Source organism: Streptosporangium sp. NPDC000509 (assembly GCF_042898365.1).
Classification (GTDB): Bacteria; Actinomycetota; Actinomycetes; order Streptosporangiales; family Streptosporangiaceae; genus Streptosporangium.
The window spans coordinates 121830-134597 of record NZ_JBIAYX010000012.1; the positions used below are offsets into that span (position 1 = coordinate 121830).

General features: G+C 70.2%; 13 protein-coding genes. 11 read left to right on the plus strand and 2 right to left on the minus strand.

Annotated elements, in window-relative coordinates; genetic code table 11:
- The first annotated feature begins 32 nt into the window (after positions 1–32).
- From ACFY3D_RS22800 to ACFY3D_RS22825, 6 genes are read left to right on the plus strand one after another with little or no spacing between them, the layout of a single operon-like run.
- Positions 33–941 carry an LLM class flavin-dependent oxidoreductase gene (locus ACFY3D_RS22800; RefSeq protein WP_389982097.1) on the plus strand — a complete coding sequence of 303 codons (909 nt, stop codon included), beginning with the start codon at positions 33–35 and terminating at the stop codon, positions 939–941.
- Positions 938–2152: an acyl-CoA dehydrogenase family protein gene (locus ACFY3D_RS22805; RefSeq protein WP_389982100.1), complete on the plus strand. Its 1215-nt coding sequence runs from the start codon at positions 938–940 to the stop codon at positions 2150–2152. The genes ACFY3D_RS22800 and ACFY3D_RS22805 overlap by 4 nt, the downstream gene beginning before the upstream one ends.
- The gene (locus ACFY3D_RS22810) at positions 2149–3183 is read left to right on the plus strand and encodes an acyl-CoA dehydrogenase family protein (RefSeq protein WP_389982103.1); all 1035 of its coding nucleotides are present in this window, start codon (positions 2149–2151) and stop codon (positions 3181–3183) included. The genes ACFY3D_RS22805 and ACFY3D_RS22810 overlap by 4 nt, the downstream gene beginning before the upstream one ends.
- Positions 3183–4784 (plus strand): AMP-binding protein, encoded by a 1602-nt coding sequence (locus ACFY3D_RS22815; RefSeq protein WP_389982106.1) that lies wholly within the window; start codon positions 3183–3185, stop codon positions 4782–4784. The genes ACFY3D_RS22810 and ACFY3D_RS22815 overlap by 1 nt, the downstream gene beginning before the upstream one ends.
- Positions 4781–5194, plus strand: a complete 414-nt coding sequence (locus tag ACFY3D_RS22820; protein ID WP_389982109.1) for a Zn-ribbon domain-containing OB-fold protein — start codon at positions 4781–4783, stop codon at positions 5192–5194. The genes ACFY3D_RS22815 and ACFY3D_RS22820 overlap by 4 nt, the downstream gene beginning before the upstream one ends.
- Positions 5191–6345 carry a thiolase gene (locus tag ACFY3D_RS22825; protein WP_389982112.1) on the plus strand — a complete coding sequence of 385 codons (1155 nt, stop codon included), beginning with the start codon at positions 5191–5193 and terminating at the stop codon, positions 6343–6345. The genes ACFY3D_RS22820 and ACFY3D_RS22825 overlap by 4 nt, the downstream gene beginning before the upstream one ends.
- A 58-nt stretch (positions 6346–6403) precedes the next feature.
- On the opposite strand, the gene ACFY3D_RS22830 is transcribed toward ACFY3D_RS22825, so the two are convergent.
- Positions 6404–6889, minus strand: coding sequence for a MaoC family dehydratase (locus tag ACFY3D_RS22830; RefSeq protein WP_389982115.1), 486 nt, complete (start codon positions 6887–6889; stop codon positions 6404–6406).
- A gap of 10 nt (positions 6890–6899) precedes the next feature.
- Positions 6900–8177: an acetyl-CoA hydrolase/transferase family protein gene (locus ACFY3D_RS22835; RefSeq protein WP_389982117.1), complete on the minus strand. Its 1278-nt coding sequence runs from the start codon at positions 8175–8177 to the stop codon at positions 6900–6902.
- Between the two features lie 224 nt (positions 8178–8401).
- On the opposite strand from ACFY3D_RS22835, the gene ACFY3D_RS22840 reads away from it, so the two are divergent.
- From ACFY3D_RS22840 to ACFY3D_RS22860, 5 genes are read left to right on the plus strand one after another with little or no spacing between them, the layout of a single operon-like run.
- Entirely contained in the window at positions 8402–9265 is an 864-nt protein-coding gene (locus tag ACFY3D_RS22840; RefSeq protein ID WP_389982513.1) for a branched-chain amino acid ABC transporter permease, read from the plus strand.
- 33 nt (positions 9266–9298) lie between these two features.
- Positions 9299–10198: a branched-chain amino acid ABC transporter permease gene (locus ACFY3D_RS22845; protein ID WP_389982120.1), complete on the plus strand. Its 900-nt coding sequence runs from the start codon at positions 9299–9301 to the stop codon at positions 10196–10198.
- On the plus strand, positions 10195–11034 hold the full coding sequence (locus ACFY3D_RS22850) for an ABC transporter ATP-binding protein (protein ID WP_389982123.1): 840 nt from the start codon (positions 10195–10197) through the stop codon (positions 11032–11034). The genes ACFY3D_RS22845 and ACFY3D_RS22850 overlap by 4 nt, the downstream gene beginning before the upstream one ends.
- Complete coding sequence (locus tag ACFY3D_RS22855; RefSeq protein WP_389982127.1) at positions 10976–11695, plus strand: ABC transporter ATP-binding protein; 720 nt, start codon at positions 10976–10978, stop codon at positions 11693–11695. Before ACFY3D_RS22850 ends, ACFY3D_RS22855 begins: the two co-directional genes overlap by 59 nt.
- A gap of 57 nt (positions 11696–11752) precedes the next feature.
- Positions 11753–12646 (plus strand): SDR family NAD(P)-dependent oxidoreductase, encoded by an 894-nt coding sequence (locus tag ACFY3D_RS22860; protein ID WP_389982130.1) that lies wholly within the window; start codon positions 11753–11755, stop codon positions 12644–12646.
- Positions 12647–12768: the final 122 nt, after the last annotated feature.

The following is a 12768-nucleotide window of genomic DNA, read 5'->3' on the forward strand; positions in this document are numbered from 1 at the left end:
TCCACACGATGACGAGATCGGAAGGAGCGGCGATGGAGATCGGCCTGGTGGACCTGTTCGACGGGTCGGCGCAACGGGACCTGGCATACATGCGCACATTCGCGCTGACCGCCGAGGCGGCGGGTTTCTCCGCGCTGTGGCTGCCGGAGCACCTGGTCTTCTTCGAGGAGTACGAGTCGGCCTACCCCTACCCGGCCGCTCCCAGCTCGGCCAACCCCGACATGGTCGAAGTCCACGGGCACGGCGACGCCGCCGCGCCCCGGGTGGAGGCGGCCCAGGAGCAGGGGCTGCTCGACGTGCTCCAGGCGGCCGCCGAACTGTGCCGCCACACCACTCGGCTGCGCGTCGGCTCCTCGGTGCTGCTGCTGCCGATGCGCGACCCGCGCCTCCTTGTCAGGGAACTGTCCACCCTCGACCTGTTCACCGGCGGGCGCTTCGACATGGGGGTGGGGGTCGGCTGGTCGGCGGAGGAGTTCGCCGCCGCAGGAGTTCCCTTCGCCGAGCGCGGCGCCCGATGTGAGAGCAACCTGGCTCGCGTCCGCGAGCTCTGGGGCCATACCGGTGGCGAGCCGGGGATACCCGCCATGCCTGACACCACCCGGCCGCTGCCGCGCATCCTGGTGGGCGGCCATTCGAAGGCGGCCATCCGCCGCGCGGCGAGGTACGCCGGCGGCTGGTATCCGTGGAACCTCACCACCGGGGACTTCTCCCGCCACCTGACCGAGGTCGAGGCGGGACTGCGGGAGAACGGCCGCTCCCGGGAGGACTTCCACGTCGTCGTCGGTCTCCGGTTCCACGGCGCTCTGGCCGAGCTGCGCCCGATGGTGGAGCGCTACCTCGAACTCGGAGCGAACGCGGTGAACCTCTCCCTGCGCATGACACCCGAGAACCATGGAGATGTGATGCACGAGATCTCACACGCACTGGGGCTGACGGCATGAGCTCGCGAAACGGTGCCGCCACGCCCGACATCGAGGCGTTTCGCGCGCGGGTGCGCGGGTGGCTGGAGGAGAACGTGCCGCGCGGACCGCTGGGGTCCTGGACGAGCCAGGAGGGGTTCGAACAGCACCGGGAGTGGGAGCGGGTGCTGTTCGAGGGCGGTTACGCGGCGATCGACTGGCCCAAGGAGTATGGCGGTCGCGGCGCCGACCTCTTCCACACCATCGCCTTCGCCGAGGAGTACTACCGGGCCGGGGCGCCCGCCCGGGTCAACATGGGGGGCCTGTACCTCCTCGGCCCGATCCTGATGCGCTACGGCACGGAGGAGCAGCGCAGGCGCTGGATCCCGCGGCTGCTGTCCTGCGAGGACATCTGGTGCCAGGGGTTCAGCGAGCCCGATTCCGGCTCCGACCTGGCCTCGCTGCGCACCCAGGCGGTCCGCGAGGGCGAGGAGTTCGTCGTCAACGGCCAGAAGACCTGGACGTCGTTCGGAGGCTTCGCCGACTGGATATTCGCGCTGGTGCGCACCGATCCCGAGGCGGGCAGGGAGAGGAAACACCGGGGGATCACCTTCCTCTGCGTCGACCTGCGTTCTCCCGGGGTGGAGGTCCGCCCGCTGGCCATGGTGGACGGCACGAAGGGCTTCGCCGAGGTCTTCTTCACCGACGTCAGGGTGCCCGTCGCGAACGCGGTGGGGGAGATCGGCGACGGCTGGCGTGTCGCGATGTCCACGCTCGGCTTCGAACGCGGCGCGGTCTTCGGAGACCACGCCAAATACTCCGCCGACGTCGAGTCGTTCGCGGAGCTGGTGCGGGCACGCGGCCTTGACGACGACCCGCTCGCCCTGGACGAGCTGGGACGGCTCTTCGTCGAGACCGAGGTGTACCGGGCCAACGTCTACCGGCTCGCGGAGCTGTCGGAGAACGGCGTCAACCTCGACCTGCAGGCGAGCATCAACAAGCTGTACTGGACCGAGACGCAACACCACATCTTCGCCGCCGGCCTGGACCTGATGGGCGGGCTCGCCACCCTGGGCGGCGGCTCGCCCGTGGTGCGAGAGGCGCTCACCCCGCGGGCCGCCCACGCTTGGGCGGACTGGCACCACCGGTACTGGTACGCGCGCGCCGCCATGATCTTCGGGGGGACCTCCGAGATCCAGCGGAACATCATCAGCGAACGCCTCCTGGAGCTGCCGATGGAGCCCCGACGATGACCACATCCGCGATGAACGTTCCCCTCGACGAAGAACAGCGGGAACTCCTCAAGGCGACCCGCCGGCTGCTGGAGGAGCACGCCGGTGAGGACCACCTGCGCCGGCGCCTGGACGCGGACGCCGCCCACGACGCGAAGTTGTGGGGGCGCCTGTCGGACCTGGGTCTCACCTCGGTCCTGCTGGACGAGCGATGGGGCGGGGTGGGCTTGGCGGAGCACGTGCTCGCGCCCGTGCTGCACGCTCTGGGGGAGTTCGCCGTGCCCGAGCCCTTCCTGGAGACCGCGGTCGTCGCCGGCCCGCTGATCCAGGAGGCCGCGCCCGAGGATTTCGCGGCGGCCTGGCTGCCCCGCATCGCCTCAGGTGACGCGCTGGTGGCGGTCTCGTTCGGCGAGCGCACCCCCGTCGCGCTTGAGGCCGGTCAGGCCGACCTGCTGCTCGTCTGCGACAGCGGTGGCGTACGCGCCCTGGAGAAGGGGGCGTTCACCGCGGAGCGGCAGGAGGCGGTCGATCCGCTCTATCCGCTTCACCGGGTCGCCTGGGACGCCGCGGACGGGCGGGTGATCAGCCGGGATCCCGCCGTGGCCGAGCGAGCCTGGACACGGGCAGTGGCCGGCGCCGCGTGCCTGCTCACCGGCGTGAGCCGGCACCTGCTCGACGTGACGGTCGACTACGTGAAGGTGCGCAGGCAGTTCGGCCGGCCCGTCGGGTCGTTCCAGGCGGTGAAACACAAGCTGGCGAACGTCGCCACGGTGGTGGATCTGGCGGGTGCCGCCTCGATGGTCGCGTTCCGGGACACCGATGCACCGGACGCCGCCGTGCGGGCCGCGGTCGCGAAGGCGTACGCGGGTGAGGCCGCGAGATCGGCCGACACGGAGGCGCTCCAGTTGCACGGCGGGATCGGGTTCACCTGGGAGTACGGGTTGCAGTTCTGGCTCAAGCGTTCGATGTCGCTGTCCGTCGCCTTCGGGACCGCGAGAGAGCACCGGCGCACGCTCGCCGAGATGGTCCTCGCCCGTGCGGGAGGGCGGTGATGAGCGCCGGGGACCTGGGGTTCTGGCGGATCGCCGAGCGTTTCCCCGACCGGATCGCCGCGGTCTCGCCGGAGTGCTCGTCGGTGACCGCGGGCGAGCTGCTGGTCCGGGCGAACCGGATCACGCGGCTGCTGCGCGGCCTGGGTCTGCGGCCCGGCGACCGGGTGGCGCTGGTGGCCGCGAACGAGATCGCGGCCCTGGAGACGGTCCTGGCCTGTCAGCAGGCTGGGTGGTACCTGATCCCGGTCAATACCGCGCTCAGCGCCGGTGAGATCGCGTACATCATGGGCGACTGCGCGCCGGGCGCCGTGGTGACCTCCCCGCGGTACGCCGACACCGTGCGGGCCGCGCTCGACGAGGTTGGCCTCGCCGGGGAGCGGCGCTTCGCCACCAGGCCCGCCGAGGGTTTCCGCGTGCTTGGGGAGGCCGCCGCGCCGTTCTCCGCCGAGCGGGTCGAGGACCGCCTGTCCGGTGCCTTCATGGCCTACACCTCGGGCACCACGGGCCGTCCCAAGGGCGTCAGCCGGGCGCTGGCCGTTGGCGACCCCGATGACGTCCTCGGCGCCGGGGCGCTCTGGCAACTGGGCATGTTCGGCGTCGAGTCGTTCGGGGACGGCACCCATCTGGTGACCTCCCCGCTGTCGCACACCGCGGTGAACGGGCTCGCCCTGGCGTCGCTGCACCTGGGGCACAGGGTGGTGCTGATGGAGCGGTTCGACGCGGTCGGGATGCTCCGGCTCATTCAGGAGGAGCGGGTGACCACGACGCACGTCGTGCCCACCCAGATGCATCGGCTGCTCGCGCTCGCCCCCGAGGTACGCGCGTCGTTCGACGTGTCGAGCATGCGCAACCTGATCCACGGCGCGGGACCCTGCCCGCCCGCGGTGAAACGCGGGATCATCGACTGGTTCGGCCCAGTGGTGTACGAGTACTACGGCGCCAGCGAGGCCGCGGGGACCGTCATCGACTCCCACGAGTGGTTGGCCAGACCCGGCAGTGTCGGCAGGGCCCAGCCGGGCGCCGGCATCCGGATCATGGACGAGCACGGGCGCGATCCGGGCCCCGGGCAGAAGGGCCGGGTCTACCTGGAGATGGGCCCCAGAATCTTCGAATACCACGGCGACCCGGAGAAGACCCGCTCAAGTGTGACCGACGGCTACGTGACGGTGGGCGATCTCGGCTACCTCGACGAGGACGGCTACCTCTTCCTGCTCGGCCGGACCGCCGAGGTCATCGTCTCCGGCGGCGTCAACATCTACCCGGCCGAGGTGGAGGCGGCGCTGCTGGAACACCCCGACATCGCCGACGCCGCCGTGATCGGCATCCCCGACTCCGAGTGGGGCGAGATCGTCTGCGCGGTGATCCAGCCCATGGACGAGGCGCGTGAACGCGCCGCCGATCCGGACTTCGGCGATGAGATCATCCGGTTCTGCCGGGAGCGGATGGCGCGGTTCAAGGTGCCCCGCCGGGTCGAGACGATGCGGACGCTCCCTCGTGGCGCCAACGGAAAACTCCGCAAACACCTGCTGCCCCAGGCGGCGGGAGGAGCCGGCGAGCCCTCCGGCGGGCCGGCGGAAACGGACGGGAGGCGATCCGCGTGAGCACGAAACCCCTGCCACTGCCCACCCCTGACACCGCGGGCTTCTTCGAGGCCGTCGACGGCGGTGAGCTCAAGGTGCCGCGCTGCCGCGAGTGCGGCCACTTCTTCCTCTATCCGCGCGCGTACTGCCCGAAATGCATGTCGGGCCAGGTCGCGCTCGAACCGGTCTGCGGCGTGGCCACGCTGGAGTCGTACGTGGTCAACCACCGCGCCGCGCCCGGCTTCGAGGGCGAGGTGCCGTACGTGGTCGCGCTCGTCAGGCTGGCCGAGGGACCCAGGCTGCTCGCCGTCGTCACCGGAGCCGGTGAGGCGGGAAGCGGGCTCGTCATCGACGGTGAGCTCGAGGTGGTCTTCGAACAGCGGGGTGAGCGGAAGGTCGTCGGATTCCGGCCGAGAAAGGGTGAGGGATGAGCCTCCGAGGCAAGATCGCCGTCGTCGGTGCCGCCGAGACGGACCGCATCGGCAAGGTCCCCGACATGTCCGCGCTGGAGCTGCACGCCCAGGCGGCCGTGAACGCGCTGCGCGACGCGGGACTCACCGCGGCCGACGTCGACGGTGTCGCGTCCGCGGGTGAGTCTCCGGTCGACGTGGCCGACTATCTGGGGATCGTCCCGGAATATCTGGACGGCACGAACGTCGGCGGCAGCTCGTTCATGCTGCACGTGCGGCACGCCATGGCCGCCATCGTGTCCGGGCTCTGCACGACCGTGCTGGTCACGCACGGTGAGTCCGGGCGCTCCCGGGTGGGCATGGTGCCGTGGGCGCCCGCGCCGCAGTCGTACATGGCGCAGTTCGAGGTCCCGCACGGCCCGATCGGGGCGCCGTCGCTGTTCCCGATCGGCGTGCGCCGCTATATGCACAGGTACGGGATGACCAGGGAGCAGCTCGCCATGGTCCCGGTCGTGCAGCGCCGATGGGCGACGCGTAACCCCCGCGCCAGGCTGCGCGACCCGATCACCGTCGAGGACGTGCTCGCGTCACCGGTGATCGCCGACCCCATCCACCTGCTGCACTGCTGCCTGGTGACCGACGGCGGCGGCGCCCTGGTGCTGACCTCGGCGGCGCGGGCCCGCGACCTCGGCTCCGCGGCGCCGCCGGTCTACGTGCTGGGCGCGGGGGAGTCGAGCGAGTCCTCGGTCGTCTCCGGGCTGCGCGACCTGACGTCGTCCCGCGCCATCGAGATGGGCGGGGCGGCCGCCATGCGGCAGGCCGGGATCTCGCACGGCGACGTGGACCATCTGATGATCTACGACGCATTCGCGCACGTTCCGGTGTACGGACTGGAAGACCTCGGTTTCGTGAAGCGGGGTGAGGCGCCGGCGTTCATTGCTGAGGGCAACACCGCGCCCGGCGGGTCGCTGCCGATGAACACCAACGGCGGCGGGCTCTCCTACGCCCACACCGGCATGTACGGCATGTTCGCGATCCAGGAGTCGGTACGCCAGGTCCGCGGAACGGCGGCGGCGCAGGTCCCCGGGGTCGACGTCAGCCTCGCCACCGGGGTCGGCGGCATGTTCATGAGTTCGGGCACACTTGTTCTGGGCAATGACCGCACGCTCTGACCGGCGACGCGAGCGGTCACGGCGGGGGCGGGCACCGACCGCCCCCCGCCGTGACTGCTCAGGCCCGCACGGTCTCGTCTTCGGGGGTGAAATTGACCAGCGCGGTCCGCCGGGCGCGGCAGACGACGGTGCCGTCCTGGTTGAGGCCCCGGTGCTCCAGCGTCACGATGCCCTGGCGTGGGCGCGAGACGGAGGCCCGTTTGTCGATGATCTCGCTCTCGCAGTAGAGGGTGTCACCGATGAACACCGGCGCGGGGAAGGAGATCTCGCCGAAGCCGAGGTTGGCCACCGTCGTCTTCTGGGTGAGGTCGCCGACGCCGATCCCGCACACGATCCCCAGCGTGAGCAGGCTGTTCACCAGCCGCCGGCCGAACTCGCTCTCGGCCGAGCGAACCGCGTCCAGGTGCAGGGACTGGGTGTTCAGTGTGATGCTGCAGAACAGCACGTTGTCGGCCTCGGTGATGGTGCGGCCGGGCTCGTGCTTGAAGATGTCACCGACGTGCATCTCCTCGAAGTAGAGCCCGCGCCGGGTGTGTACGGTCACCGCTGATCCCTCATTTCGCTGTGGTCACTGCCGCGGACGCGGACATCAGTCCGGCCCGGTGGTGGGGGTGGGCGACGGAGGCGATCGACTCCGCGCGCTCGGCCCGGGTCTTGCCGCGCAGCCAGGCGACGCCGTATTCGGTCACGATCGCGTCGGGTGTGTGCCGGGGGAGAGTCACCACCGCGTCGGAGGCCAGCGCGGGGACGATTCTGCTGTGCCTGCCGTCGGCGGTCCTGGAGCCGATCGCGATGACGGACAGGCCGCCGGGTGACCCGTGGGCGCCCTCGGCGAAGTCGACGCCGCCGCCGATCCCCGAGACCTGGATTCCGCGTACGGTCTCGGAGTTGACCTGGCCGAACAGGTCGACCTCGACGGCCGAGTTGACCGACACCAGGCCGGGCAGGCCACCAAGGTGGCGAGGGGTGTGGCCGGTGCGGCTGTCGAAGACGCCGATCGCGGGGTTGCGGTCGGCGAAGTCCATCAGGGTCCGGGTGCCCATGAGCTCCACCGCCGAGATCGCGGGGGAGGGCATCACGCTCAGCGGGCTGAGCACGCCGCGCTCGAAGAGCGCCACCATGGCGTCGGTCGCCATCCCGATGACGTGGGCGCCGTGCAGGTCACTGTTCGCCAGGGCGTGGATGAGTGACTCCGGGATCGAGCCGAGGCCGAACTGCAGGGCGGGCCGCTCCGGCAGCAGGTCCAGGACGTGCGCCGCGATGCGGTCGCCGATCTCGTCGCGAGGGGCCTCGTGGAACTCGCACATCGGGGTGTCGGCCTCGACCAGTGCGGTGATCTCCGAGACGTGCAGGGTGGTGTCGCCGTACGTGCGGGGGACCAGCGGGTCGACTTCCGCGAGTACGACCCGCGCCCGCGTGACGGCGGCCCTGACATAGCTGGCGGAAGGGCCCAAACTGCAGTATCCGTTCCGGTCCGGCGGCGAAACCCGCACCAGTGCGGCGTCGGTGTCCCAGTGGTCGAACAGGCCGGGGACGGCGGAGGCGCGGGCCGGCACGTACTCGCCGAACCCTGCTGAGACCGAGTGCCTGGCAGGGCCGTAGGGGTGCCAGGTGAGGTAGCGCAGGTGGCCCTGCCGTACGGCGTCGAGGAAGGGGTAGCCGCCCAGTTGGAGCCCTGAGTAGAGGGTGGGGGCGTGGAGCAGGTCCGCGCTCTCGCCCAGGGTGCGGAGCAGGGTCTCCGGCGTGCCGCAGCCCGGGGCGCCCACGATGTGGGCGCTCTCCGGGAGCAGGCGGATGGCCTTTTCCGGTGGGAGCGTGCTGGGAGACGGCATGTTGGCGCAGCCAATCGTCGTGCGGGGGAGGTCGGCGCAGGACGCGCGCCGAGCCCGCGAGTGCCCTCGCGCAACGCTTAACCGTAATGCCGCCGAGGCTGTGAAGCAAGTGCTTGATTAACGTTGACACAGCAGGCAGGGGGCCGATAGCGTCAAGTAAAGCGAGCGCTTGATTTACGTTTCTCCTGGAGGAAGCGGTCGTGACACTCGTCATCCAACAACTCGTGAACGGCCTCGCTCTCGGAGCTGTCTACGCGCTATTCGGCGTGGGATTCGCACTTATTCTCACGAAAATGGGCGTTCTGAACGTCGCTCACGGCACCTTCGCCACCTGGGGTGCCCTGGTGGCCTACTTCGCCGTGGTGAACCTGGGGCTGCCTTTCCCTCTAGCCCTGCTGGCGGGGGTGATGGCCGCCGGGCTCATCGGAGTCTTGGTGGACATCGTGGCCTTCGAGCCGCTACGTCGTCGCGATGCCGGCCATTTCGCCCCGATCATCGCCAGCATCGGTGTGTGGATCATATTGCTCACCGCCGCGCAGGCGGTGAGCAAGGACTCCGCGACCAGCTTCCCCGACCGCGCGGTCCAGGCCGGTCCGATCCGGCTGGGGGACCTGGTGATCCTCCCGGCGCAGTTGCTCAACATCGCCGCCGCGCTGCTCGTGGCCATCGGGCTGCACCAGGTGCTCACCCGCACCCGGTTCGGCGCCGCGGTCCGCGCGGTCTCCGTCGACCCGAGGTCGGCCACCATCGTCGGGGTCAACTCGGCCCGCACGCTCCGGATCGTCGCCTTCACCGCGGCCGCCATCGCCGGGCTCGCGGGTGTGCTGGCCGGCCTGTCCTCCAACAACGTCTCGTTCGACCTGGGCGAGGCGCTGCTGCTCAAGGGCTTCGCCGCGGTGGTCGTCGGAGGATACGGAGACATCCGGGGGGCCGCCCTGGCCGGTTTCATGATCGGAATCCTTGAGGTGGTCAGCGCCCAGTACATCTCCTCGGGCTTCCGCGACGCGATCACCTTCGGTGTGCTGCTCGTCATCCTCGTGGTTCGTCCACAGGGGATGTTCGGCGAACGCCGACTGAGCCGCGCCTAGTCCACGCTTCATGGCTGAAGAGGTCGAGAGCACATGAACATCGCTGCCTGGAGCACGACCCTGCAGTTCGCGGGAGTCAGCGCGCTCTTCGCGCTCAGCATCTACGCCTCTCTGTGGACCGGCGTACTCAGCCTGGCGCCGGTCTTCTTCGGCGCTGTCAGCTCGTTCACCTTCGGATGGGCGGTGCTGACCTTCGGACTGCCTCCGGTGGCGGGGATCGCCATCGGCGCCGTGGGCGGAGGGCTGCTGGGGATCCTCACCGCGTTCCTGGTCCTGCGGCTGGACAGCCACTACCTGGCGATGGCCACGATCGCGCTGGTCCTCATCGGCCGCGTCCTGGTGATCAACATGGAGGACTTCACCGGAGGTGCGGCCGGCACCCTGGTCCCCGGCGACCTGGGCACCTGGTTCTGGTGCCTCGGGTGCCTGGGGCTCGCCACCTTCGTGCTGGCCCGGCTGCGCGGCTCGCGCTTCGGGCTGGCGGCGGCCGCGGTGCGGGAGGATCCGGCCGTGGCGCAGTCCCTGGGGATCGCTCCGCGCACGGTGCAGCTGGTGGGCTTCGTGCTGTCCGGGGTGTTCGGCGGTGTCGCGGGCGTGCTCCAGTCGAGTTTCCTGCAGTACATCGGGCCCGACACCTTCTACACGCACCTGGGCTTCGTCACCTTGGCCGCGGTGGTCCTCGGCGGGGCCTATCACTGGTTCGGCCCTGTCATCGGAGCCGTGGTCTTCACCGCCCTGCCCGAGTTGCTGCGCGGCCCGCTCGGTGAGTTCGACGACATCGTCACCGGTCTGCTGCTCATCCTCATCATCATCTACCTGCCCCGCGGGCTGGTCGACCTACGGAGGTTCCGCATGCTGCGCAGGAGGCCGGGCGCCACAGCCGAGACCGCGCACGAGAAGGCGGCCGGCAGGGAGGCGGTGGTTCCCGAATGAGCACCATGCCGGTCCAGGACGGCCCCGGTGATGTCCTCGCGGTCGAGGTCGAGGGCCTCGTCAAGACGTTCGGCGGCCTGCGTGCGGTGTCCGACGTGAACCTGCGGGTCCCGCAGCGAAGCATCTACGGTCTGCTTGGCCCGAACGGGGCGGGCAAGACGACCGTCCTGAACATGGTCAGCGGTTTCCTGCCGCCCGACAGCGGCGCGATCCGGGTGCACGGCAGAGAGACGCACGGCATGGTTCCCTACCGGATCGCCCGCGAGGGTGTGGCACGCACCTACCAGAACATCCGGCTCTTCCCCGGCATGACCGTCCTGGAGACGGTCGCCACCGGCGCCTACACCCGGCGGCGCTCCACGATCCTGGGCGCGATCACGCTGAGCCGCGCCGAGCGCGGGGAGCGGGCCGAGGTCAAGGAGAAGGCGCTCGGCCTGCTTGAGCAGGTAGGCGTCAAGGCGTCCCCCGACGCGCTGGCCGAGACCCTCTCGTACGGCGAGCAGCGGCGGGTGGAGATCGCCAGGGCGCTCGCCACCGAGCCGAGGGTGCTCCTGCTCGACGAGCCGACCGCCGGCATGAACGACGCGGAGTCGCGGCAGGTCGGCGAGCTGCTGCTGCGGCTCAGGGACGAGGGCCTGACCCTGGTCCTGATCGAACACAACATGCGGCTCGTCGAGGAGTTCTGCGACGAGGTGACCGTCATGAACTCCGGTGCCGTGCTCGCCGTGGGCACCCTCGCGTGGTGCCTGGAACAACCCGATGTCAGGGAGGCCTACTTTGGCAAGCGATCCGATGCTCGGCGTATCGAGACTCTGCGCCGCGCACGGCGTGGTTGAGGCCGTCAGGAGCGTCGACATCCAGGTGCCGAAGGGCGCGCTCGTCGCGCTGGTCGGGGCCAACGGGGCGGGCAAGACGACGACCTTGAACTCCATCGCCGGGCTGCACCGGCCGGTGTCGGGCACGGTTCTGGTGGGCGGCAAGGACGTGACCGGCTGGCCCTGTCACCGGCTCGTCCGGGCGGGTGTCGCCCTGGTGGCCGAGGGGCGCAGGATCGCGCCCTCGCTCACCGTGCTGGAGAATCTGGAACTCGCGGCGTACGCCAAGCGCAGGGACAAGGCCGGCTTCCAGCAGCAGATCGACCGGGTCTACGACCTGTTCCCCGTCCTCGCCGATCGGCGGACCCAGTACGCCGGGCTGATGAGCGGTGGGGAGCAGCAGATGCTGGCGGTGGGCAGGGCGCTGATGACCCGGCCTGACGTACTGCTCCTGGACGAGCCGTCGATGGGACTCGCCCCCTCGATCGTCGACGTCCTGTTCACCACCATCTCCACGTTGCACGAGACGGGCTCGACCATCCTGCTGGTCGAGCAGAACGCGGAGTTGGCGCTCGCCGTCAGCGACCACCTCTACGTCATGCACCGCGGCGCGATCGTCGCCGAGGGCGACCCAGACTCGCTCAGGTCGCGTCCCGAGGTCATGACCGCCCTGTTCGGCTAGGTCATGACCCGGCCGGATCAGTGCCCCCATCCCACCTGGAGCCAAGGAGCCGACTCAGTGAGCGAAATCAGACTGGACGGGCAGGTCGCCGTCGTCACCGGCGCGGGCCGCGGGCTCGGCCGCGCGCACGCGCTCCTCCTCGCGGAGCGCGGGGCGGCCGTCGTGGTGAACGACGTCGGCGCGACACTGGACGGCGCCGGTGCGGAACTGACCCCCGCCGAGCAGGTGATCAAGGAGATCACCGAGGCGGGCGGGCGCGCGGTGGCCGACGCCACCGACATCAGCACCCCCGAGGGGGCCACGCGGGTGGTCGCCCGCGCGGTCGAGGCCTTCGGCCGGCTGGACATCCTCATCAACAACGCCGGGATCCTGCGCGACAGGACGATGGCCAAGCTGAGCCCGGCCGAGGTGGACCCGGTGCTCGCGGTCCACCTGGGCGGGACCGTGTGGATGACGAAGGCCGCCTGGCCGCTCTTCACCGAGCAGCGGTACGGGCGGATCGTCAACACCACCTCCGCCGCCGGCCTGTTCGGCAACTTCGGTCAGACGGCCTACGCGGCGGCCAAGGCGGGCATCATCGGCGTCACCAAGACGCTGGCCCTGGAGGGGGCCCGCCACGGCATCCAGGTCAACGCCATCGAACCGGGCGCGCGCACCCGGATGACCGAGGACCTGCTCGGCGATCTGGCCGACAGCCTCGATCCCGCGCTGGTCTCGCCCCTGGTGGTCTGGCTCGCCGGCAGGGAGTGCCCGGTGAGCGGTGAGGTCTACAACGTCGGCGGCGGGCGTGTGGCACGGGTGGTCGTCGCCCAGGCACCGGGCTACTTCTCCCGCTCGGTGTCGCCCGAGGAGATCCGCGACAACTGGGAGCAGGTCAACGATCTGGCGGACCTGTCCGTCGTCGAGGACTTCAAACAGGAGTTGGACCTGCTGGTACGGCGGCTTTCCTGACCCACCCGATCCCGCGGAGCGGGCGGTCCCGTCCAAATAATAAAGCAAGCATTTGATTTATCAAGCAAGCGTTTGATAAGCTTCGAGTGGGCTCGACTCTCCGGCCAACTCACTGCAGAAGG

Coding starts and splice junctions, on each gene's coding strand:
- ACFY3D_RS22800 (WP_389982097.1), top strand. CDS start 33: ATGGAGATCGGCCTGGTGGACCTGTTCGACGGGTCGGCGCAACGGGAC.
- ACFY3D_RS22805 (WP_389982100.1), top strand. CDS start 938: ATGAGCTCGCGAAACGGTGCCGCCACGCCCGACATCGAGGCGTTTCGC.
- ACFY3D_RS22810 (WP_389982103.1), top strand. CDS start 2,149: ATGACCACATCCGCGATGAACGTTCCCCTCGACGAAGAACAGCGGGAA.
- ACFY3D_RS22815 (WP_389982106.1), top strand. CDS start 3,183: ATGAGCGCCGGGGACCTGGGGTTCTGGCGGATCGCCGAGCGTTTCCCC.
- ACFY3D_RS22825 (WP_389982112.1), top strand. CDS start 5,191: ATGAGCCTCCGAGGCAAGATCGCCGTCGTCGGTGCCGCCGAGACGGAC.
- ACFY3D_RS22835 (WP_389982117.1), bottom strand. CDS start 8,177: ATGCCGTCTCCCAGCACGCTCCCACCGGAAAAGGCCATCCGCCTGCTC.
- ACFY3D_RS22845 (WP_389982120.1), top strand. CDS start 9,299: ATGAACATCGCTGCCTGGAGCACGACCCTGCAGTTCGCGGGAGTCAGC.
- ACFY3D_RS22850 (WP_389982123.1), top strand. CDS start 10,195: ATGAGCACCATGCCGGTCCAGGACGGCCCCGGTGATGTCCTCGCGGTC.